Origin of the sequence: Streptomyces sp. JW3 (genome assembly GCF_052216785.1) — a bacterium.
Taxonomy (GTDB): Bacteria; Actinomycetota; Actinomycetes; order Streptomycetales; family Streptomycetaceae; genus Streptomyces.
In genome coordinates this window covers 1-20,703 of record NZ_JBQOUX010000012.1, presented here as the reverse complement: position 1 = coordinate 20,703, position 20,703 = coordinate 1, and the positions used below count along the sequence as shown (strand labels likewise).

Annotated in this window: 20 protein-coding genes; 7 read left to right on the top strand and 13 right to left on the bottom strand. The window is 72.5% G+C overall.

All coding sequences use genetic code 11. The features are described from left to right. Nucleotides 1-12 precede the first annotated feature (12 nt). Nucleotides 13-1,041 (bottom strand): LLM class flavin-dependent oxidoreductase, encoded by a 1,029-nt coding sequence (locus ACTT8P_RS07645; protein ID WP_442830771.1) that lies wholly within the window; start codon nt 1,039-1,041, stop codon nt 13-15. Between the two features lie 256 nt (nt 1,042-1,297). Between ACTT8P_RS07645 and ACTT8P_RS07640 the strand changes: the two genes are divergently transcribed. Beyond that, a complete protein-coding gene (locus tag ACTT8P_RS07640) occupies nt 1,298-1,630 on the top strand; it encodes an ATP/GTP-binding protein (protein ID WP_442830770.1) in 333 nt (110 codons plus the stop codon). 15 nt (nt 1,631-1,645) lie between these two features. Here the strand turns inward: ACTT8P_RS07640 and ACTT8P_RS07635 are convergent, their stop codons facing one another. From ACTT8P_RS07635 to mce, 7 genes are all read right to left on the bottom strand, one after another. Then, nucleotides 1,646-2,509 carry an ABC transporter permease subunit gene (locus tag ACTT8P_RS07635; protein ID WP_442830769.1) on the bottom strand — a complete coding sequence of 288 codons (864 nt, stop codon included), beginning with the start codon at nt 2,507-2,509 and terminating at the stop codon, nt 1,646-1,648. Then, entirely contained in the window at nt 2,506-3,780 is a 1,275-nt protein-coding gene (locus ACTT8P_RS07630; protein WP_442830768.1) for an ATP-binding cassette domain-containing protein, read from the bottom strand. The genes ACTT8P_RS07635 and ACTT8P_RS07630 overlap by 4 nt, the downstream gene beginning before the upstream one ends. 121 nt (nt 3,781-3,901) lie before the next feature. Further along, nucleotides 3,902-4,672 carry an ABC transporter permease gene (locus ACTT8P_RS07625; RefSeq protein WP_442830767.1) on the bottom strand — a complete coding sequence of 257 codons (771 nt, stop codon included), beginning with the start codon at nt 4,670-4,672 and terminating at the stop codon, nt 3,902-3,904. Between the two features lie 2 nt (nt 4,673-4,674). Continuing rightward, the gene (locus tag ACTT8P_RS07620) at nt 4,675-5,640 is read right to left on the bottom strand and encodes an ABC transporter ATP-binding protein (protein WP_442830766.1); all 966 of its coding nucleotides are present in this window, start codon (nt 5,638-5,640) and stop codon (nt 4,675-4,677) included. 94 nt (nt 5,641-5,734) lie between these two features. Beyond that, nucleotides 5,735-6,670 (bottom strand): cellulose-binding protein, encoded by a 936-nt coding sequence (locus tag ACTT8P_RS07615; protein WP_442830765.1) that lies wholly within the window; start codon nt 6,668-6,670, stop codon nt 5,735-5,737. Nucleotides 6,671-6,877: 207 nt separating this feature from the next. Then, nucleotides 6,878-10,978: a polarized growth protein Scy gene (gene scy / locus ACTT8P_RS07610; RefSeq protein WP_442830764.1), complete on the bottom strand. Its 4,101-nt coding sequence runs from the start codon at nt 10,976-10,978 to the stop codon at nt 6,878-6,880. Nucleotides 10,979-11,213: 235 nt separating this feature from the next. Further along, nucleotides 11,214-11,654, bottom strand: a complete 441-nt coding sequence (gene mce, locus ACTT8P_RS07605; protein ID WP_442830763.1) for a methylmalonyl-CoA epimerase — start codon at nt 11,652-11,654, stop codon at nt 11,214-11,216. 149 nt (nt 11,655-11,803) lie between these two features. Here mce and ACTT8P_RS07600 point away from each other — a divergent pair, with 149 nt between their 5' ends. Next, nucleotides 11,804-13,003, top strand: a complete 1,200-nt coding sequence (locus ACTT8P_RS07600) for an acetyl-CoA C-acetyltransferase (RefSeq protein WP_442830762.1) — start codon at nt 11,804-11,806, stop codon at nt 13,001-13,003. A 23-nt stretch (nt 13,004-13,026) separates the two neighbouring features. Further along, the gene (meaB, locus tag ACTT8P_RS07595) at nt 13,027-13,983 is read left to right on the top strand and encodes a methylmalonyl Co-A mutase-associated GTPase MeaB (protein WP_442830761.1); all 957 of its coding nucleotides are present in this window, start codon (nt 13,027-13,029) and stop codon (nt 13,981-13,983) included. Nucleotides 13,984-14,012: 29 nt separating this feature from the next. Here the strand turns inward: meaB and ACTT8P_RS07590 are convergent, their stop codons facing one another. Beyond that, a complete protein-coding gene (locus ACTT8P_RS07590) occupies nt 14,013-14,588 on the bottom strand; it encodes a PepSY domain-containing protein (protein WP_442830760.1) in 576 nt (191 codons plus the stop codon). Nucleotides 14,589-14,709: 121 nt separating this feature from the next. On the opposite strand from ACTT8P_RS07590, the gene ACTT8P_RS07585 reads away from it, so the two are divergent. Together ACTT8P_RS07585 and ACTT8P_RS07580 are read left to right on the top strand one after the other, a co-directional pair. After that, entirely contained in the window at nt 14,710-15,375 is a 666-nt protein-coding gene (locus ACTT8P_RS07585) for a response regulator transcription factor (RefSeq protein ID WP_442830759.1), read from the top strand. Further along, entirely contained in the window at nt 15,372-16,772 is a 1,401-nt protein-coding gene (locus ACTT8P_RS07580) for an ATP-binding protein (RefSeq protein WP_442830758.1), read from the top strand. The genes ACTT8P_RS07585 and ACTT8P_RS07580 overlap by 4 nt, the downstream gene beginning before the upstream one ends. Before the next feature lie 8 nt (nt 16,773-16,780). On the opposite strand, the gene ACTT8P_RS07575 is transcribed toward ACTT8P_RS07580, so the two are convergent. The 4 genes from ACTT8P_RS07575 to ACTT8P_RS07560 all read right to left on the bottom strand — a co-directional run bounded on the left by ACTT8P_RS07575 (nt 16,781) and on the right by ACTT8P_RS07560 (nt 19,410). Continuing rightward, entirely contained in the window at nt 16,781-17,257 is a 477-nt protein-coding gene (locus ACTT8P_RS07575; RefSeq protein ID WP_361161580.1) for a MarR family winged helix-turn-helix transcriptional regulator, read from the bottom strand. Nucleotides 17,258-17,352: 95 nt separating this feature from the next. After that, nucleotides 17,353-18,129 (bottom strand): AIM24 family protein, encoded by a 777-nt coding sequence (locus tag ACTT8P_RS07570; RefSeq protein WP_442830757.1) that lies wholly within the window; start codon nt 18,127-18,129, stop codon nt 17,353-17,355. Beyond that, nucleotides 18,126-18,776 carry an AIM24 family protein gene (locus tag ACTT8P_RS07565; protein ID WP_442830756.1) on the bottom strand — a complete coding sequence of 217 codons (651 nt, stop codon included), beginning with the start codon at nt 18,774-18,776 and terminating at the stop codon, nt 18,126-18,128. Before ACTT8P_RS07565 ends, ACTT8P_RS07570 begins: the two co-directional genes overlap by 4 nt. Before the next feature lies 1 nt (nt 18,777). After that, a complete protein-coding gene (locus tag ACTT8P_RS07560; protein WP_442830843.1) occupies nt 18,778-19,410 on the bottom strand; it encodes an AIM24 family protein in 633 nt (210 codons plus the stop codon). A gap of 143 nt (nt 19,411-19,553) precedes the next feature. On the opposite strand from ACTT8P_RS07560, the gene ACTT8P_RS07555 reads away from it, so the two are divergent. Both ACTT8P_RS07555 and ACTT8P_RS07550 read left to right on the top strand, forming a co-directional pair. Then, nucleotides 19,554-19,898, top strand: a complete 345-nt coding sequence (locus tag ACTT8P_RS07555) for a DUF3817 domain-containing protein (protein WP_442830755.1) — start codon at nt 19,554-19,556, stop codon at nt 19,896-19,898. After that, the gene (locus tag ACTT8P_RS07550) at nt 19,895-20,188 is read left to right on the top strand and encodes an MTH1187 family thiamine-binding protein (protein ID WP_442830754.1); all 294 of its coding nucleotides are present in this window, start codon (nt 19,895-19,897) and stop codon (nt 20,186-20,188) included. The genes ACTT8P_RS07555 and ACTT8P_RS07550 overlap by 4 nt, the downstream gene beginning before the upstream one ends. The last annotated feature ends 515 nt before the right edge of the window (nt 20,189-20,703 follow it).

The following is a 20,703-nucleotide window of genomic DNA, read 5'->3' as shown; positions in this document are numbered from 1 at the left end:
CTCCGCGGTCGGTCAGCGGAGCTGCGGGAGCACCTCCGTGCCGAGCCGCCGTACGTTCTCCTCGGTGGCCGTGAGGTCGCCGGAGCCCTCCACCAGCAGGGCGAAGCGGGTGACGCCGGTGCGCTCGCTGGTCGCGGTGAGCCGGTCGGCGCACAGCCGGGGGGTGCCCACCGGGTGCAGTCCCGACAGCAGTTCGGTGTAGGCGAGCGGGTCGCGCATCCGGCGCGGGCGGCCGTCCACCGTGACATGGGCGCCGAGGCCCTGCCGCAGCCAGCCGGGCATCGCCTTGGCCAGCGTCTCCGAGGCGTCGGTGCGCCGGTCGGCGATCTGGCAGACGCCGGCCGAGACATGGGCGGCGGACCGGATCTCCTCGGCGGACCGGCCGGCCGCCCGCGCGCGGCGCTGCCACAGGGCGACCATCTCGGCCTTCTCCTCGTCGCCGACATGCATCCCGAGCAGCATCGGCAGCCCCCGCTCGGCGGCCAGCCGGACACTCGCCGGTGAGGTGCAGGCGACGACGACCTCGGGTCCGTCCGTCTCGGTGAGCGCCTCCGAGGGGCGTGGCACGACCGGCACCTCGCGGAACCGGAAGCGTTCCCCTATGGCGCCGACCGCCGGCTCCCGCAGCCAGCGCAGCAGCAGGTCCAGGGATTCCGGGAACCCCTCCTCGTACGCCGCGAGGCCCGCGCCGAAGACCTCCAGGTCGACCCAGGGGCCGCCGCGGCCCACGCCCAGCGAGAACCGGCCGCCACTGGTCACGTGCAGCAGCGCGGCCTGCTCGCCGAGGGCCACCGGATGGGCCGTGGGCAGCACACTGACCGCCGTACCGACCCGCAGCCGGCGGGTGCGGCCGAGCAGCAGGGCGGCCAGCGTCACCGCCGACGGACAGGTGCCGTACGGCACGAAGTGGTGTTCGGCCAGCCAGACCGCGTCCAGCCCGGCCTCCTCGGCGACCTCGGCCGAGCGGACCGCCCGGTGCAGTGCCTCCCCCTGGCCCTGCCCCGGGAACTGGGCCGCCAGCACAAAACTTCCTACGCGCATCGTTCTTTCCTGCTTCCTTGGCTCCGACACGGAGCTCCCCCACAGGGCATAACCGCGTGACACGTGCCGAGGACACGGCCGGCGAGGAGATTTGCGGATTGTCTGCCGAATGGGCCGCCCGGCGGGGCTCCGACGGCGCCCGGCACACCCCCGCGCGGATCTCCCGCCGCCCCGGGCGCCGTACGCGTACCCCCTGTCGCGCCCGCGTAGGCTGGTTACGGTACGTACTTCCCCGTATAGCCCCGTGAGGTGTCCTGTGTCCCCGCGTCGCAACCGACCCAAGGGAGCCGGTTCGTCCGGCCGCAGCGTCGAGGAGGACCGTCCCGGCCGCTACGGCGGCTGGCAGTCCGCCGAGAGCTGGCAGGGCGAGGACTGGTACGTGCGGCACGTGGCGGGCGCGAGCGCGCAGGGCAAGTCCTACCGCTGCCCCGGCTGCGACCAGCTGATCCCGGACGGCGTCCCGCACGTGGTGGCCTGGCCGGACCACGCGGGCGTCGACGACCGCCGGCACTGGCACAAGTCCTGCTGGAACGCGAAGGACCGCCGCACCACACGGGTGCAGCGGTCCCGCAACGCGCCGCGATTCTGAGGCCGTCGCGCGTTGTCAGACGTCGCGCCGCTCGAGCAGCGCGAACGCGGCGCCGTAGACCACGGCCGTGACGCCGAGCACGATCCACAGCGGGTCCCAGCCGGACGGGCCGGAGTCGGACAGCGAGTTGGCGTAGAAGATGCTGAGCTGGTTGGGGATCGAGTACTCCAGCAGGAACTGCTGCACGTCCGCCAGCGACTCCGAGAACATGAACAGCGCGACCACCAGCGGCGCCAGCAACAGGCCGATCATGATGGTGATGGCGCCCGCCGAGTGCCGGATGATCGAGCCGACGGCGAGCGAGAGCAGACCGAGCAGCGCCATGTAGAGCGAGACGCCGACGGTGGCCTTGAGCCAGTCCTGGCCGGTCGGGTCGTCCGCGCCGCCCACCATCGCCACGTGCGCGAAGCCGACCAGCGTGGTGGAGACCAGCGTCACCGCGAACGAGACCAGGAAGAACACCAGGCCCTTGGCGGCCAGCACCCGGCCGCGGCTGGGGCAGGCGGTCATGGTGGTGCGGATCAGACCGGTGCCGTACTCCGACGCGGTGGTCAGCACGCCGAGCGACATCAGGCACATGCTGCCCAGCAGCAGTCCGAAGAAGCCCAGCTCCAGCGGGTTCCCGGCGGACACGTCGTCGCTGTTGCCGGCCACCACCGCGCCGGCCAGCAGCCCGATGCCGACCACCAGCAGCACGAACACCCCGAGCGTCCACAGCGTCGAGCGCACCGAGCGGATCTTCGTCCACTCGGAGGCGACGGCGTGCGTCAGGTTGGCCCGCACGACCGGGATCGGAGAGGTGTACCCGGCGTACGCCGGACCGGGCGCCGCCCACCGGTCGGGTGCGGCCTGCGGCATCGGGGGCTGGGGCGTGCTCATCGGGCGTCCTCGGGCTCGGTCGGGGCGGGGGCGGGCGCGGGGGAGGGAGCCGGCGCGGAGGGGGCGGGCTGCCCAGGGACCGGCCCCGGGGCGGCCGGGGGCGTCTGCGGTGCCTGGGGCGTCTGCGGTGCCTGGGGCACCGGGGGCGCCTGGGGCGCGGGCTGGGCGTACGGGTTGGCCGGGGCGCCGGCCGGAGCGCCGTACGGGCCTCCGGGGCCCTGGACGGGCGGCGGAAACGGCGGGCCGCCCGGCTGGGCCGGCGGCGCGTACCAGCCGGGCTGGCCCTGGCCGGGCACCGGCATCGGGGGCTGCGCGCCGGGCGGCAGCGGCTGCTGGAGCCCGGCCTTCGCGTCGGCGGTCGAGCGGTAGTCGACGGCGCCCTGCGTCATCCGCATGTACGCCTCCTCCAGCGACGCCTGGTGCGGCGACAGCTCCCACAGCCGTACGTCGCTCTCGTGCGCGAGGTCGCTGATGCGGGGCAGCGGCAGCCCGGTCACCCGCAGCGCGCCGTCCTGCTCCGGCAGTACGTGGCCGCCCGCCTCGGTGAGCGCCGAGCAGAGCTTCTCGCGCAGTTGCGGCTCGGTGTCGGGGGTGCGGACCCGGGCGAAGTCGGCGGAGTTGGCCGAGATGAAGTCCGTCACGCTCATGTCGGCCATCAGTTGGCCGCGCCCGATGACGATCAGGTGGTCGGCGGTCAGCGCCATCTCGCTCATCAGGTGCGAGGAGACGAAGACGGTCCGGCCCTCGGCGGCGAGCGCCTTCATCAGGTTGCGCACCCACAGGATGCCCTCCGGGTCGAGGCCGTTGACCGGCTCGTCGAAGAGCAGCACCCGCGGGTCGCCGAGCAGCGCGGCGGCGATGCCGAGCCGCTGGCCCATGCCGAGCGAGAAGCCCTTGGAGCGCCGCTTGGCGACGTCCTGGAGGCCGACCACGCCGAGTACCTCGTCCACCCGGCGGGCCGGGATGCCGGAGAGCTGGGCCAGGCTCAGCAGATGGCTGCGGGCGGACCGGCCGCCGTGCACCGCCTTGGCGTCGAGCAGCGCGCCGACCTGACGGGGGGCGTTGGGCAGCTTGCGGTAGGGGAAACCACCGATCGTCACATGTCCCGCGGTGGGGTTGTCCAGACCGAGGATCATCCGCATCGTCGTGGACTTGCCCGAGCCGTTCGGCCCGAGAAAACCGGTGACCGTCCCGGGACGCACCTGGAAGGACAGGTCGTACACAGCGGTCTTGTCGCCGTAGCGCTTGGTCAGGCCGACAGCCTCGATCATGCTCCGCACCCATCGAAAGGATCAGGACAGCGGGGCGCACGCCCCCGTAAGGGTTAGGAGCTTATCCAGGCGCTGACGGTTCCGTTCCCACCCGGCCGGATCGTGGACCCCCGCACCGCTCCTACGCGTCCCGCCGCTTCAGCACCACGTACCCGCCGACGAGGGCCGCGATCACCCAGAGCACCATGATGCCCAGGCCGCCCCACGGCCCGTAGGGGGTGTCGTCGTCGAGCGGCGGGACCACCTCCATGATCTTGCTGCCGGCCTGGTCCGGCAGGAACTGCCCGACCTTCTTGGTCACGTCGACGCTGCCCAGGATGTTGGAGATGAGGAAGAAGAACGGCATCAGGATGCCCAGCGACAGCATCGGCGAGCGCAGCATCGCGGCCACCCCCATCGAGAACACCGCGATCAGCGTCATGTAGAGGCCGCCGCCGATCACCGCGCGCAGCACCCCGTCGTCGCCGATGGACGCCTTCAGGTCGCCGAGCATCGCCTGCCCGAGGAAGAACGCGGCGAAGCTGGTGGCCATCGAGATCACCAGGGCCAGCAGGGTGGCCACCGCGATCTTGCTGAACAGGAAGGTGCCGCGCTGCGGTACGGCGGCCAGCGAGGTGCGGATCATGCCGCTGCTGTACTCGCCCGCCACCACCAGCACCCCGAACACGATCATCGCGAGCTGACCGAGGCTCATGCCGGCGAAGCTGATGAACGTCGGATCGAAGGTGAGCCGGCTGCGCTCGCTCATGTTGTCGTACTCGCTCCTGGACAGTGCCGAGATCAGCATGCCCAGCGCGATGGTGACGACCACGGCCAGTCCCAGCGTCCACACCGTGGAGGCGACCGACCGGATCTTGGTCCACTCGGACCGGACCACCTGTGTCGCGGCCATGCTCATCCCTTCCTCCAGTCGCTGCCCCAGGGCTGCCGCTGCGGCTGCCGCTGCGCGGGCGGCTGCCCGTCGTGCGCGTGGTACTCCACCGACTCCGCCGTCAGCTGCATGAACGCCTCCTCCAGGGAGGCCCGCTGGGGACTCAGCTCGTGCAGCGTGACCTGGTGCCGCGCGGCCAGCTCACCGATCGTCTCGGCCTGGTCGCCGTCCACCTCCAGCACCTCACCGTCGCCCGCCACCGCGATCCCGGCGCCGGACAGCACGTCCAGCAGCCGCTCCCGCTGCGGGCTGCGGATCCGGACGTAGGAGCGCGAGTTCTCCGCGATGAACTGGGCCATCGAGGTGTCGGCCAGCAGCCGGCCCTGCCCGATGACGACCAGGTGGTCGGCGGTCAGCGCCATCTCGCTCATCAGGTGACTGGACACGAACACGGTCCGGCCCTGTGCCGCCAGCGTCTTCATCAGGTTCCGGATCCAGTGGATGCCCTCGGGGTCCAGGCCGTTGACCGGCTCGTCGAACATCAGGATCCGGGGATCGCCGAGCAGCGCGCCCGCGATGCCGAGCCGCTGCCCCATGCCGAGCGAGAACCCCTTGGCCTTCTTCTTCGCGACCGCGGTGAGACCGACCGTGTCCAGCACCTCGCGCACCCGCCGGGCCGGAATGCCGTTCGCCTGCGCCAGGCACAGCAGGTGGTGGTAGGCGCTGCGGCCGCCGTGCATCGCCTTGGCGTCCAGCAGCGCGCCGATGTACGTCAGCGGATCGCGGAGCTGGTCGTAGTGCTTGCCGTCGATCCGCACGTCCCCGGCGGTCGGCCGGTCCAGGCCCAGCACCATCCGCATGGTCGTCGACTTGCCCGCGCCGTTGGGCCCGAGGAAGCCCGTGATGATCCCCGGTCTGACGGTGAAGGACAGGTGGTCGACCGCCACCTTCTCGCCGTACCGCTTGGTCAGCCCCTCGAGCTCGATCATGCCGCCCACGCTAGAACGCGACGTAGCCCTCTGCCACCCCAGTGGCAGAGGGCTACGTCAATGATCCGACCCGGTCCGGGACGCCGGTGTGACGTCAGCGGGACTGCTGGGCGGGCACCCCGCGGGAGATCGGCTCGTCCTCGGCCGGCGAACCGGCGGCGGCCACCGCGGCGCCCGTGAGGGTCGCCAGCATCTCGCGCACGTTGGTGAGCTGCGCGTTGATGGAGTCGCGGCGGTTGGTGAGGGCGGCCAGCTCGCGCTCGGACTCCGAACGGATGCGGTCGGCCTTGGCGTTGGCGTCGGCCACGATGTCCTCGGCCTGGCGCTGCGCGGTCTCCACCGTCTGCCGGGCGCGGCGCTCGGCGTCCGTGCGCAGCTTCTCCGCCTCCAGGCGGAGCTGCTCCGCGCGGTGCTCGATCTCCGCGAGCCGCTTCTCGGCCTTGGCCTGACGGGAGGCCAGGTCCCGCTCGGACTGCTCGCGGCGCTTGGCGAGGTTGGTCTCGAAGTCGGCGGCGGCCTGCGCGGCCTTGGCGCGGGTCTCCTCGAAGAGGGCGTCCGCCTCCTCCCGCTTGGACTGCGCGTCCTTCTGCGCCTCGGTGCGCAGCTGGGAGGCGTCACTCTTGGCCTTCTCGACGATCCGGACGCCCTCGTCCTCCGCCTTGGCCTTGCGGTCGGTCGCGTACGACTCGGCGTCGTTGCGCACCTGCTGGGCCGCCGATTCGGCCAGCTCGCGGTGCTGCTCCGCCGCGCGCCGGGCCTCCTCGCGCAGGTCCTTCGCCTCTTCCTCGGCGAGCCGCAGGATCTTCTCGACCCGCGCGCCGAGCCCGGCGTACGACGGCTCCGCGTCGGTGACCTGGGCCTGGGCGTTCTGGGTCTCGAGGTGGAGTTCCTCGATGCGCTTTTCCAGAGCGGTGATGCGGGACAGGGCGCTGTCACGGTCGGAGACGAGCTTGGAGATACGTTCGTCCACCTGAGCGCGGTCGTACCCACGCCGCACAAGCTCGAAGCCGTAGGGGGAAGTGTCGCTCATGGGGTTCCTGTCGAATGAGACCGGTGAGGTGATAGGTGGAATCCTAGGGGCCAATGCGGTGTGTCATCGAGCGGATACGTGTTTGATCTGTAAAAGGACACCTCTTTTGAGTGGCGGACATGCCGGTGGCTTGCCAAAGTCTTGGTCAAAGGTCCAGCCATGAGTCTCAGCCAAAGGTCCCAGGGAACACCGAATCCGCTCCGCACGCTACCCGTCTGACGACTTGCCACCCGAACGGGGAGCTCCGACCGTCGCCGAGGCCTTCACCCCGTTGTCCTTGCCCGCGGCCGGCGCCTCGAAGGACTCCAGCGCCTCCAGCACGTCCTGCACCCGGGAGATCTCCGCGTTGATGTCCTCGCGGCGCCGGACCAGCAGCTCCAGTTCGCGCTTGCCCTCGTCCACCGTACGCCGTGCCTCGCGGACCGCCTCGGCCTTCAGCTCCTCGGCCTCCTTGACCAGCCGGGCCTTCTTCTGCTCGGCCTCCTTCAGCAGCCCCTCGGCCTTCTTGACCGCGGCGATCCGGACCTTGCCCGCCTCGGAGTTGGCTTCCGAAACCAGCTCCTTGGCCTTGGCCTCCGCCTTGGCGAGCTGCTCCTCGGCGGCCCTGATCAGCGCGTCGCAGCGGTCGCCGGCCGACTTCATGGTCTCGGCGGCCTCCCGCCGGGCCCGCTCGTGCAGTTCCTCGATCTCGCCGGTCAGCCGGTCGCGCAGCTCCTCCGCGCGCTCCCGGATCGCGGTGGCGTCCCGGCGGGCGCCGACCAGCAGCTCGTCGGCGTCCGTACGGGCCTGCTCCACCCGGGAGTTGCCCTCGACCGTCGCCTCGGCGACGATCCGGTCGGCCTCCGAGCGGGCTACGCCGACCATCGTGTCGGCCTGACCCTCCGCGTCCGCGGTGGTCTGCTGGGCCTGCTGCCGGGCCTCGGTGAGCAGCTTGTCGGCCTCGGCGGTGGTCTCCGTGATGAGCTTGTCGACCTGCTCGGCCGCCTCCGAGCGCCGCTTGTTGGCCTCCTTGCGGGCCTCGTCCAGGGCGCGTTCGGACTCCTCGCGGGCGGCCGTCGTCATCCGCTCGGCCTCCGCCGCCGCGGCGGCCTTGACCCGCTGCGCCTCGGTGCGGACGCGCTCGGCGTGCTGCTGCGCGGAGCCCACCGTCTCGGCGGCCTCGGCCCGCAGCCGCTCCGCCTCCCCGGCGGCGTCCGCGAGCACCCGGTCGGCCTCGGCCAGCGCCTCGGTGCGCACCCGCTCGGCCTCCGCCACCGTCTCGGTGCGCAGCCGGTCGGTGTCGTTGAGGGTGTCCGTGGTCAGCTTCTCCGCCTCGGACCGGGCCTCGGTGATCAGCCGGTCGGCCTGCTCGGCCGCGTCCGACCGCAGCCGGTTGGCGTCCTCCCGGGCCTCGGTCCGGGCCCGGGTGGCGGCCTCCTCGGCCTCGGTGAGCGCGGCCGACGCGGCGGCCCGCAGCCGGTCGGTCTCGGCGGCCGTCTCGGCGCGCAGCCGGTCGGTCTCCGCGACCGTCTCGGTGGTCAGCCGCTCGGCCTCGGAGCGGGCCTCGGTGATGAGGGTGTCGGCCTGGGTGGCCGCGTCGGAGCGGATCCGGTTGGCGTCCTCGCGGGCCTCCGCCCGGGTGCGGGACGCACTCTGCTCGGCCTCGGCGATCGCGTCGGACGCCTCGGTGCGCACCCGCTGGGCGTGCTCGGCGACGTCCGCGCGGATCCGGTCGGCCTCGGTGATCGCCTCGGACACGGTCCGCTCGGCGAGTGTCTTGGCCGCCTCGGTCTCGTCCTGCGCCTCGCGCCGCAGCCGGGTGGCGTCCTCGCCGGCCCGCTCCCGCTCGGCGTAGGCGTCGGCGCGGACCCGGTCCGCCTCCTGCTCGGCCTCGCGCCGGCTGCGGTCCGCCGCGTGCTCGGCGGCGCTGCGCAGCCCGGCGATCTCCTCCTGGGCCTGCTCGTGCAGCCCGGCGACGGACTCCCGCACCTGGGCGGCGTGCTGTTCGGCCGCCGACACCATCTCGGTGGCCCGCCGGTCCGCCTCCTCGACCAGCCGGACCGCCTCGGCCTGCGCCTCCTCGACCCGGTTGCGCGCCGAGGCGAGCAGTTCCTCGCTCTGCTCGCGGGCCCGCTCGCGCTCCTGCCCGGCCTCCTCGCGGGCCGAGCCGAGCAGTTCCTCCGCCTCGCGGCGGCGCCGGGCGGCCTCCTCCTGGGCGGCGGCCAGCGTCTCGGACGCCTCGGCGGCGAGCCGCTCGGCGGCGCTCTGCGCCTCCGCCCGCACCCGGTCGGCGCTCTCCTGCGCCTCCGACTTCAGCCGCTCGGCCTCGCTCGCCGCCTCGGTGCGCAGCCGTACGGCGACGGACTCGCCCTCCGCGCGGGACGCGGAGGCGTCGGCGGCGGCCTCGGTGCGCAGCCGCTCCGCCTCCTCCTCGGCCTGTTGCTGGAGGGTGCGGATCCGCTCGGCGGCCTCGGCGCGCTGCCGCTCGGCCTCCTCGGCGGCCTCCCGGCGGATCCGCCCGGCCTCCTCGCGGGCCTCGGTCAGCGCCTGCTCGGCGGCGGCGAGCCGCTCCTCGGCCTCCGTCTGGAGCCGGGTCAGCTCCTCGGCGGCGTCCGCCTTGCGGGCCTCGATGCCCCGCTCGGTCTCCTCGCGCAGCTCGGTGGCGGCCCGCTCGGCGTCCGTGCGCACCGCATCGGCCGCCTCGACGGCCTCCTCGCGCTGCCGCTCGGCCTCCGCGCGGGTGCGCTCCAGGGTCTCCTCGGCCTGCCGGCGCAGCGTAGTGGCCCGCTCGATCGCCTCGGTGCGGACCTTCTCGCTGTCCGTGGTCGCGGTCTGCCGCAGCTCCTCGGCGTCCGCCTTGGCCTTGGCGAGCAGTTCCTCGGCGGACCTGGCCGCCTCCTCGATCTGCTGGACGGCCTCCTTGCGGGCCTTGGCGCGGATCTTCTCGCCCTCGGCGACCGCGTCGGCGCGCAACTGCTCGGCCTCGCCGCGCAGCCGCCGCGCCTCCTCCTGGAGCTCGACCGTCTTGGCCCGGTACTCCTTGGTGTCGTCCTTGGCCGCGCCCTTGAGCTCCTCGGCGATGTCGTGCGCCTCGGCGCGCAGCCGGTCCGCCTCGGCCTCCGCCTCGGTGCGGATCCGCTCGGCCTCCTCGGTGGCCGCCCTGGTGGTCCGCTTGGCCTCCTCGGACGCCTTGTTGAGTACGTCCTCGGCGGTCTTCGCCGCCTTCGCGAGCTGCCCGGCGGTCTCCTCCGCGGTGATCGTGCGGGCCTTCTCGGCGGCCTCGGCGACGATCTTCTCGGCCTCGGCGCGGGCGTCCGCGACGAGCTGCTCGGCCTCCTCCTTGGTGGACTCGGCCTCCTTGGTGGCCTCGCCGACCAGCCGGGCGACCTGCTCCTTGGCGGTCCGGGTCCGGGTCTCGTTGGCCGCCTCGGCGCCGGCCAGCGCCTTGGCGGCGGCCTCCTCGGCCTCGGTGACCAGCTTCTGGGCCTCGCTCTGCGCCTTGCGCAGCGCCTCCTCGGCCTCGGTCATCCGCTGCTCGGCGGCCCGGCTCAGCTCCTGGGCCCGGCGCCGGGCGTCCTGCGACTCGCTGGCGGTGGAGCTGCGCAGCCGCTCGGCGTGGTCGGTGGCCTCCTGGGCCTGGTTCGACGCGGCGTTCAGCAGCCGCTCGGCGTCCGCGCGGGCGCGGCGCAGCAACTGCTCGGCCTCCGCGCGGGCGGACTCCGCCTCGCCGCGCAGCCGCTGCCGGGCCTCGGCGGTCAGCCGTTCGGCCTCCGCGCGGGCCGCCGACAGCGCCTGCTCGGCCTCCGCGCGGGACTCGTCGAGCAGCCGGCGGGCCTGCGACTCGGTGCGGGCCCGCAGCTGCTCGGCCCACGCCACGTTCTCGTTGACGTGCGACTCGACGGTCTGCCGGCGCTCGGCCAGCTCCTGGTCGAGCTGCTGGCGCCGGGTCACCGCCTCCTGGTGCAGCTCCGCCTGGAGCCGGGCCGCCTGCTCGGCGTGCTCCTGCAGGATCCGCTGGGTCTGCGACCGGGCCTGGCTCAGCTCCCGCTCGGCGTCCGCCCGGATCTGGTCGGCCTGCACCTGCGCCTGCCGCAGCAACTGCTCGGCCTGGTACCCGAGATCGCCGCCGTCGAAGGCGGGCCGGGACATGATGGTGCGCCGCGCCTCGTGCAGCTTGGCGCGCAGCACCTCGACCTGGTAGCCGAGGTCCTCGGCGTGCTGGATCGCCTTTTCCCGCTCGGTCTTCAGCCGCTTCATCTCGGCCTCGAACCGAGAGAGGTGGTCGACGTCAGCCGCCGGCTCTCGCTCCTGGCTCTCGTAGCCCCGCACTGCGCGGTCCCATCCGTCCCCTGGTCGCAACACTCTGACGAACGAACCCCGACCGTCCGCCGAACGGGGCCCCCGGGGAATGGTGTCAGATCAACGGCGGGGCATGTGCTGCTGCCCCGGCGCTCGTCCCCCGAAACCCGGACCCCGGCTGTGGCCCCACCGCTGCCGACGGGGCCGGGTCACCCTGGATCGAGCGGCGACCGCACCCAACCCTACCGGCCTCTATGTACGGGGGTCAGTGCTCAGGTGACTCAACAGCCGCCGATGTGACCAGTTCTGTGAGTACGCCGTGGCAGTCCTTTGGGTGCAGGAAGGTGATCCGGGACCCCATCGAACCGCGTCGCGGCTCGTCGTACAGCACCCGGACGCCCTTCTCGCGGATGCCGGCCGCGTCCGCGTCGACGTCCGCGGTCCCGAAGGCGATGTGATGCACGCCCTCCCCGTTCTTGGTCAGCCACTTGCCGACCGCGGAATCCGCCCGGGTCGGTTCGAGCAGCTGGAGGTACGAGGATCCGCCGTCCGACGTATCGTTGATCTTGAGCATGGCCTCGCGCACGCCCTGCTCCTCGTTCACCTCGGTGTGGGTCACCTCGAAGCCGTAGGTGGTCCGGTAGAACTCGACAGTCGCGTCGAGGTCATGACAGGCGATCCCGATGTGGTCGATTCGCGTCAGCATGGGTTCAGTGCAGCGCCGATCGGACGGTTACGCAACGTGCGCGCGATCACACCGACGGCACGGTGACGGCTGCCATACCGGTCGGTACCTTCGAGTAAACCCTCGTTCACTCCTCGGCCAGTGCGGGCCGGAAAAGGAGATCGCAGCTCATGTCTTCCACCTCGAACAGCTCGGTGATCGTGGCGGGTGCGCGGACCCCGATGGGGCGTCTGCTCGGCTCGCTGAAGTCCTTCTCCGGCGCCGACCTCGGCGGCTTCGCCATCAAGGCCGCGCTCGACCGGGCCGGGATCGGCGGCGACCAGGTCCAGTACGTGATCATGGGCCAGGTGCTCCAGGCCGGCGCCGGCCAGATCCCGGCCCGGCAGGCCGCGGTCAAGGCCGGCATCCCGATGAACGTGCCGGCGCTGACCGTCAACAAGGTCTGCCTCTCCGGCCTCGACGCGATCGCGCTGGCCGACCAGCTGATCCGGGCCGGCGAGTTCGACATCGTGGTGGCCGGCGGCCAGGAGTCCATGACCAACGCCCCGCACCTGCTGCCGAAGTCCCGCGAGGGCTTCAAGTACGGCGCGATCGAGATGATCGACGCGATGGCGTACGACGGTCTGACCGACGCCTTCGAGCACATCGCGATGGGCGAGTCCACCGAGAAGCACAACACCCGCCTCGGCCTGACCCGCGCCGAGCAGGACGAGATCGCCGCGCTCTCCCACCAGCGGGCGGCGGCGGCCCAGAAGAACGGGATCTTCGAGGCCGAGATCACGCCGGTGGAGATTCCCCAGCGCAAGGGCGACCTGGTGCTGTGCGCCACCGACGAGGGCATCCGCCCCGACACCACCGCCGAGTCGCTCGGCCGGCTGCGCCCCGCGTTCGCGAAGGACGGCACGATCACGGCGGGCTCCGCCTCGCAGATCTCCGACGGCGCGGCGGCCGTCGTCGTGATGAGCAAGGCCAAGGCCGAGGAGCTGGGCCTGGACTGGCTGGCCGAGATCGGCGCCCACGGCAACGTCGCGGGCCCGGACAACTCTTTGCAGTCGCAGCCGTCGAACGCGATCCGGCACGCCCTCGCCAAGGAGGGCCTCGACGTCGCCGACCTCGACCTGATCGAGATCAACGAGGCGTTCGCGGCGGTCGCCGCGCAGTCAATGAAGGACCTCGGCGTCTCCACCGAAAAGGTGAACGTGAACGGCGGCGCGATCGCCCTCGGCCACCCCATCGGCATGTCCGGCGCCCGGCTGGTGCTGCACCTGGCCCTGGAACTGAAGCGGCGCGGCGGCGGCACCGGCGCGGCGGCACTGTGCGGCGGCGGCGGCCAGGGTGACGCGCTGATCGTCCGGGTACCCAGGGCCTGACCGTTCCGAAGGGAGCTGTACGCATGCAGGACGTCCCCGCGCTGGTGGCCCGGGCCAGGGAAGGCCACCCACGCGCCGTGGCCCGGCTGATCTCCCTGGTCGAGGGGGCGTCCCCGCAACTGCGGGAGGTGATGGCGGCCCTGGCCCCCCTCACCGGCGGGGCCTACGTCGTCGGCCTGACCGGCTCACCGGGCGTCGGCAAGTCGACCTCGACCTCCGCCCTGGTCACGGCCTACCGCAAGCAGGGCAAACGGGTCGGCGTCCTGGCCGTCGACCCGTCCTCCCCGTTCTCCGGCGGCGCCCTGCTCGGCGACCGGGTCCGGATGTCCGACCACGCGTCCGACCCCGGCGTGTACATCCGCTCGATGGCCACCCGGGGGCACCTGGGCGGCCTCGCCTGGGCCGCCCCGCAGGCGATCCGCGTCCTGGACGCGGCCGGCTGCGAGGTGATCCTGGTGGAGACGGTCGGCGTCGGCCAGTCGGAGGTGGAGATCGCCGCCCAGGCCGACACCTCCGTCGTGCTGCTCGCCCCCGGCATGGGCGACGGCATCCAGGCCGCCAAGGCCGGCATCCTGGAGATCGGCGACGTCTACGTGGTCAACAAGGCCGACCGCGACGGCGCGGATGCCACCGCGCGCGAGCTGAACCACATGCTCGGCCTCGGCGAGTCCCGCGCCCCCGGCGACTGGCGCCCGCCCATCGTCAAGACGGTCGCGTCCCGCGGCGAGGGCACCGAAGAGGTCGTCGAGGCCCTCGAAAAACACCGGGCCTGGATGGAGGAGCACGACATCCTCACCGAACGCCGCCACTCCCGCGCCGCCCGCGAGGTGGAGACCCTCGCGGTCACCGCCCTCCGCCACCGCATCGGCGACCTGCACGGCGACCGCCGCCTGGGCGCGCTGGCGGAACGGATCGTGGCGGGGGAACTGGATCCCTACCGGGCGGCGGACGAGCTGGTGGCGGGGGTCACGGAGGGGTGACGAGGGGGCCGCCTGGAGGCCGACGTCCGTCAGTCGTCGTCGGACTCCTCGTCGCGGTCGGCCGTCACCTTGCCCGAGCCGGCGGAGACCACCCAGTCCCGCTCGCCGGAGCCGGAGCCGCGCGTCTCGACCTCCCAGCCCTGGTCCCGGCCGTCGTCGTCCAGGTCGACGGAGGTCACCGTGCCCTGGCCGGCCGCCGCCTCGGCCGCCTCGGCGGCGGTGACGGAGGTGCCCTTCAGCGCCGCCCGGACCTCGGCCGTGTCGTCCTCGTCGTCGTCGGTGTCCGAGCCGAGGACCGTGCCGTCGGCGGGGTCGATCCGCACGCTGTGCCAGGTGCCGTCGCCGCCCAGGACGTCGATGTCCCAGACCGGGGTGTCGCCCTCGTCGTCGTCCAGTTCGGCCGAGACGGCCGTGCCGGAGGTGTCCTTCAGCGCGGTGGTGATCGCCTGGGCCGCCGTCACCTCGGCGCCGGCCGACCGGGCGTTCGCACTCCGGTCTGCGGTCCCGGCGTGACCGCTGTCCCCGCCGGCCGCGACCGCCGTGACCGTGCCGCCGCCGATCAGCGCGGCGGCCGTGACGGCGGCGATGACGATGTTGCGCTTCATGAGCTGTCCTCCCGAGTCGGTTCGTTCGACCTGATGTGGCTTCACTGTCGGGGACCGACGCTGAGGGGGAGCTGAAGCCGCCTGAAGAGATCTTCAGGTCGGGTGCGTCACCCTGGGACGCATGCGCCTGCTGATCGTCGAGGACGAGAAACGACTGGCCCTGTCGCTGGCCAGGGGCCTGACCGCCGAGGGCTACGCGGTGGACGTGGTGCACGACGGCCGTCAGGGCCTGCACCGGGCCACCGAGACCCCGTACGACCTGCTGATCCTCGACATCATGCTGCCGGGCCTGAACGGCTACCGGGTCTGCGCCGCCCTGCGCGCCGCCGGCCACGAGGTGCCGATCCTGATGCTGACCGCCAAGGACGGCGAGTACGACGAGGCGGAGGGCCTGGACACCGGCGCCGACGACTACCTCACCAAACCGTTCTCCTACGTCGTCCTGGTCGCCCGGATCAAGGCGCTGCTGCGCCGCCGGCCGAGCGCCGGGGCCTCGCCCGTGCACACGCACGGGGACCTGAGGGTCGACACGGCCGCCCGCCGGGTCTTCCTCGCCGACGACGAAGTAACCCTCACCGCACGGGAGTTCGCGGTACTGGAGCAGCTCGTCCGGCGGGCCGGCGAGGTGGTCTCCAAGGCCGAGATCCTGGAGCACGTCTGGGACTTCGCCTACGCCGGCGACCCCAACATCGTCGAGGTGTACGTCAGCGCCCTGCGGCGCAAGCTGCGCGCCGGGCTGATCGCGACCGTGCGCGGCGCCGGGTACCGGCTGGAGGCGAGCCGGTGAGCCGCCTGTTCGGCTCGGTCCGGGCCCGCGCGACGCTCGCCGCCACCCTGGTGGTCGCCGTGGCACTGGTCGCCGCCGGGACCGCCGTACTGCTGTCGCTGCGCTCGAACCTGCTCGGCGAGGCCGGCACCTCGGCCGAACGCTCCGCCCGCGAGGTCGCCGCCCAGCTCGCCGCCGGCACCCGCTACGACGACCTGTCCCTGGACGTGGACGACCGGCCGGTGCAGGTGACCGACGCGGACGGCGTCCTGGTCGCCGCCAGCGAGGACCTGGAGCGGATCAGCGGCACCGGGGTGGACGACGTACGCCCGAGCCCGGCGGCCGGCCGGGACGGCCGGGAGGACGAGGACGACGAAGAAGGGCTGGAACCCGGCGAGATCGGCGGGCGGACCACCGTCACCGACGGCTCCGCGACGATCGACGGCGAGACGGAGGACTACCGCTTCGCCGCCGTCACCGTGGAGACGGACGACCGCGGCACTCTCACCGTGCACGCGGGCTCCCCGCTGTCCGCCGAGCACGGCGCCGTACGCACCGCGCTGACCGTCATGCTGATCGGCTTCCCGTGCCTCGCGGCCGTGGTCGCCGCCGTGACCTGGCTGGTCACCCGGCGCGCCCTGCGCCCGGTGGAGGGCATCCGGCGCGAGATGGCCGCGATCACCGCCTCCGCCGACCTGGCCCGCCGGGTCCCGGTGCCCGCCACCCACGACGAGGTCGCCCGCCTCGCCCTGACCACCAACGAGACCCTGTCCGCGCTCCAGACCTCGGTGGAACGCCAGCGCCGTTTCGTCGCGGACGCCTCCCACGAACTGCGCAGCCCCATCGCGTCCCTGCGCACCCAGCTCGAAGTGGGCGCCGCACACCCCGAGTTGCTGGACGTGGACGGCGCGGTCGCGGACACCGTACGGCTCCAGCGGCTCGCCGCCGACCTGCTGCTGCTCGCCCGGCTGGACGCGGGGGAGCGGCCGGCCGACGCCCGGGTGGACCTGGCCGCGCTCGCCCGGGAGGAGGCGGCGGGGCGGGCCGGGGTGAAAGTGCGTGCCGAGGCGGGCGTGACCGTCACGGGGTCGCGCGGCCAGCTCGGCCGGGTACTCGCGAACCTGCTGGACAACGCCCAGCGGCACGCGCGTTCGGCGGTCGAGGTCCGCGTCCGACGGGAAGCCGGCACGGCCGTGCTCGCCGTCGCCGACGACGGCGAGGGCGTTCCCGCCGCCGACCGGGACCGGATCTTCGAACGCTTCGTACGCCTGGACGCGGCCCGCAGCCGCGACGACGGCGGCGCCGGACTCGGCCTCGCCATCGCCCGGGACGTCGCCGCCCGGCACGACGGCACCCTCACGGTCCGTGAGGCCCCGCAGGGCGGCGCCCTGTTCGAACTCCGGCTGCCCGCCGTCTAGACCGGCCGTCAGGGACGGCCGCGCTGCCCCCGCAGATGGTCCGCGATGGGCCGCAGCGCCTTGTCCAGCTCGGTCAGCGCCTCGGGGGAGAGCAGGTCGATGAAGTGCTTGCGCACGGACGCCACATGGTGCGGCGCGACCTTGCGCATCGTCTCCATGCCGTGCTCGGTGAGCACCGCGTACAGCCCCCGGCGGTCGGACTCGCAGTTCTCCCGCCGCACCAGGTCGGCGTTCTCCATGCGGGTGATCTGGTGCGAGAGGCGGCTCTTGGACTGGAGGGTGGCGGTGGCGAGGTCGCTCATCCGCATCCGCACGTCCTGCGACTCGGAGAGGTTCACCAGGATCTCGTAGTCGTTCATGGTCAGGCCGAACGGCTGAAGGTCCTTCTCGAGCTGGTAGGTCAGCAGCTTGTTGACCTCCAGGTGGGTGCGCCAGGCGGACTGCTCCGCATCGTTCAGCCAGCGGGTGGCCGTCTCGGTCTCCATGGATGAAGTCTACCTAAGATGTTGAAATGCGAACTAGTAACAGTGACCCGGTCTCGGTGCGCACGCGTTCGACGTCACCCTCCGCAGGGTACCGCTCACAGCCCGAAGCGGCGCTGGAGGTCACCGAGCTGTCCGGGAAGGCGCGGTGCCCCGGACCCGGCGCTCTGCGCCCCGTGCCCGCCGCCGCCCGGCACCCCCGGCTGCTGCGGAGTGCCGCCGACCGGCTGCTCCGCCATCAGCGCCTCACTCGACTGAAGCAGCACCGTCCCGGCCCCCACGAACTCGAACTGGTGCTCCTCCCCGGAGGCGCCGCCCAGGCCCGTCATCGCACGTAGACCGCCCATCAGCCCGGTCAGGTACCCGTGGTCGTAGTGATGGCACGGCGAGGGACAGTCGGCCCACCCCACCAGCGCCTGCGGGTCCACCCGCAGCGGCGGTTCCATGAACACCACCGGCCCGTTCGAGGCGGCCACGAACTTCCCGGTCCCGATCAGCGTCAGGAAGCCCGGCACGATCGACTGCTTGAGCGCGAGACTTGGCTGAAAAGCGAGCAGGTTGCCCGAGCGAATGGTCAGGTTCCCCTCCTCCAGGTCAAACGAATTGACATCGAAGGCCCGGTCGGCGAGGAGCATCTTCCCCGACCCCTCCGCCACCACCCAGTCACTGGCATGCAAAGGCGAATGGAACGAAGACCGCACCAGCCGATCCAGCCGCCCGTGCCCGATCCCGTTGAACTCGATCGCCCCGTAGTAGGCGATCATCTTCCCCTTCTGCAGGAACCACTGGCTCCCCTTCAGCTCCACACAGAAGGTGTACGGGTTGACGTTGTCGTCGACCGGCAGTGTCACCGCGTCATGCTGAACCACGCTCACAGCTTTTCCTCCGACGCCTGCACGAACACCGCGCCACTCCCGCTCAGCTCCAGCTGGAACGCCTCCCCGGACCCACGCCCCACCATGTCCCGCCACCCCAGCGCCGTCGACAGCTTGTTGCGCACATCACCGTGATGAGCGACATACGCCTGCGGATCGACGTGCACCGGACGCCCCGGCACGATCGGCACCTCGATCACACCCCCGTGCGCCATGACGGCCACGCCGCCGTGCCCCTTCAGCGAGGTGGTGAACAGCCCCTGCCCGCTGACCTGCCCCCGCACCATCCCCATGACCCCGCCCTGCGCCCCCAGAAAGACGGTCCCCTGCTCCAGCGAGCCCTCGAAGGCGAGCAGCCGATCCGCCTCCACGTACAAGGTGTCCCCCGACAACTGGATCACCTGCACATGATGCCCGCCGTGCCCGAACAGCACGGTCCCGCTGCCCTCGACGGTCATCAGCGGCGTGTCCTCGCCCGCCACCCGCCGCCCGATCATCGACATGACCCCGCCCTGCCCGCCCCGCAGATTCGGAGTGAACGACACATCCCCCCGATAGGCCAGCATCGCCCCCCGCTGGCTGAACAACCGCTGCCCAGGCGCGACCGTGGCCTCGACCATCTTGGAATTGATCTCCCGGAACGCCACGTCACACATCCCCCGCGATCGTGTTCCGCTCACTCGGCTGCACGTACACCAGCCCGTCCCCCTCGAACCGGATCTGGAAGGCCTCCCCGCCGCCCTCGCCCAGCACTGTGCGGAACGTCACACCCGACTGGAAGGACTGCCGCAGATTCCCCTGATGAGCGACGTACGCCCCCGGATCGACGGTCAGCGGGTACTGCGCGCTGACCCGCAGCACCACGGCCGGCCCGTCCGACATGATCGCCGCCTGGCCGTGCCCCTCGACGCTGGTCGTGAACAGCCCGTTGCCCTGCGAGGCGCCGCGCAGCCCGGTGAACTCGGTCCCGGTCCGCAGCCCGGCGTCGGCGGCGAGGAAATTACTGGACTCCACGTACAGCTTGTCCCCCCGCAACTCCACCAGATTGATCTCGGACGCCCGGTCCGCGAACCAGCAGGTCCCCTGCCCCCTCACCTCCATCACCGTCATCTGCTCCCCGGTGATCCGCCGCGTCACCATTCCCCGCAGCCCCTCACCCCCGCCGCTCAGCTTCTTGAAGCTCATCTGCCCGTCGTACGCGACCATCGAGCCGTTCTTCGCCTTGACGGCGTCTCCGGTCATGTCGACGGCGAGCACCTTGCTGCTCTGAAGTCGGAACATCGCCACGCTGCGAAGGTAACCGAGTCCGCACCCGCCCGGCCGGGCCCGCCGAGGATTTGCCACAATGGCCAAGCGCTTGTGCGCACGTTCACAAGATGATCGTCGACGTCTTTCTCCTCCGAAGCCTCCGAAGGTGACCACCCGTGGACCTCAAGACCGCCGCCGCCCTCCGCCGCCTCCGCCTGGTGTCCGCACCCGAGGCGATCTCCTTCCTGCTCCTGCTCGTCTGCTCGGTGCTCAAGCGCACCACCGACTTCAACGCCGTGCCGGTGATGGGCATGGTGCACGGTGTGCTGTTCGTCCTGTACGTGATCTTCTGGGCGGACGCGTGGAACCGGGCGAAGTGGTCGGCCGGCACCGGCATCCTCTACTTCGTCCTCTCGGTGCTGCCCACCGGCGGCTTCTTCGCCGAGCGGCGGCTGAAGCGGGAGGCCGAGGACGCGGTGATCGCGTCCCGCGCTCGCCAGGAAGGGGTGGTGAACGCATGATCATCGCCTTCTCGGTGACGCCGCTGGGTGTCGGTGAGGACGTGGGGGAGTACGTGGCCGACGCGGTGCGGGTGGTCCGTGAATCGGGGCTGCCGAACCGGACCGACGCGATGTTCACGTCCGTAGAGGGTGAGTGGGACGAAGTCATGGACGTCGTCAAGCGGGCGGTCGCGGCAGTGGAGGCGCGGGCACCGCGGGTGTCCGTCGTCATGAAGGCCGACATCCGCCCCGGCGTGACGGATGGACTGACGTCGAAGGTCGCGACGGTGGAGCGGCATCTGGGGGAGTAGGGCGGCGGCTCTTTTGGTGTCTGGTGCCTGGTGCCCGGCGTCGGGGTTGGGCGGGGGGCGTTGCGCGGCCCGGCGCTGCCCGGGTGCCGCCGGCTGACGGAGGGGGTGGCGCGGCCCGGCGCTGGCCGGGTGCCGCCGCGCCCACCCGTGCCGCCCCTGGGGGTCCCCCCTCTGGGGAGGCACGATTGCCCGCGGCTATGCGGCTGCGCGCCGCCCGCGGGATGCGGCCACACGGTGGCGCGGGTACGCGGTCACGCGCCGTGCGCGGTTGTGCGGGTACGCGGCCCCGCGCATCCGCGGGCTGCGCGGGGCGCGGCCACCCGCCGTCCGCCACCCGCCGTCCGCAGCCGAGCGGGGTACGTACCCGCACTCGCCCACGGCGGGAAGGGGACGGGGTGGGGGGTGTCCGCCCGCAGCGGTTGGCGCGTCGACCCGGTTCACCCCCGTAACAGGCCGATTCCGCGCCGTTCCGAGGACGGACACCCCCCACCCCGGCCCCGACCCCCTACCCACCA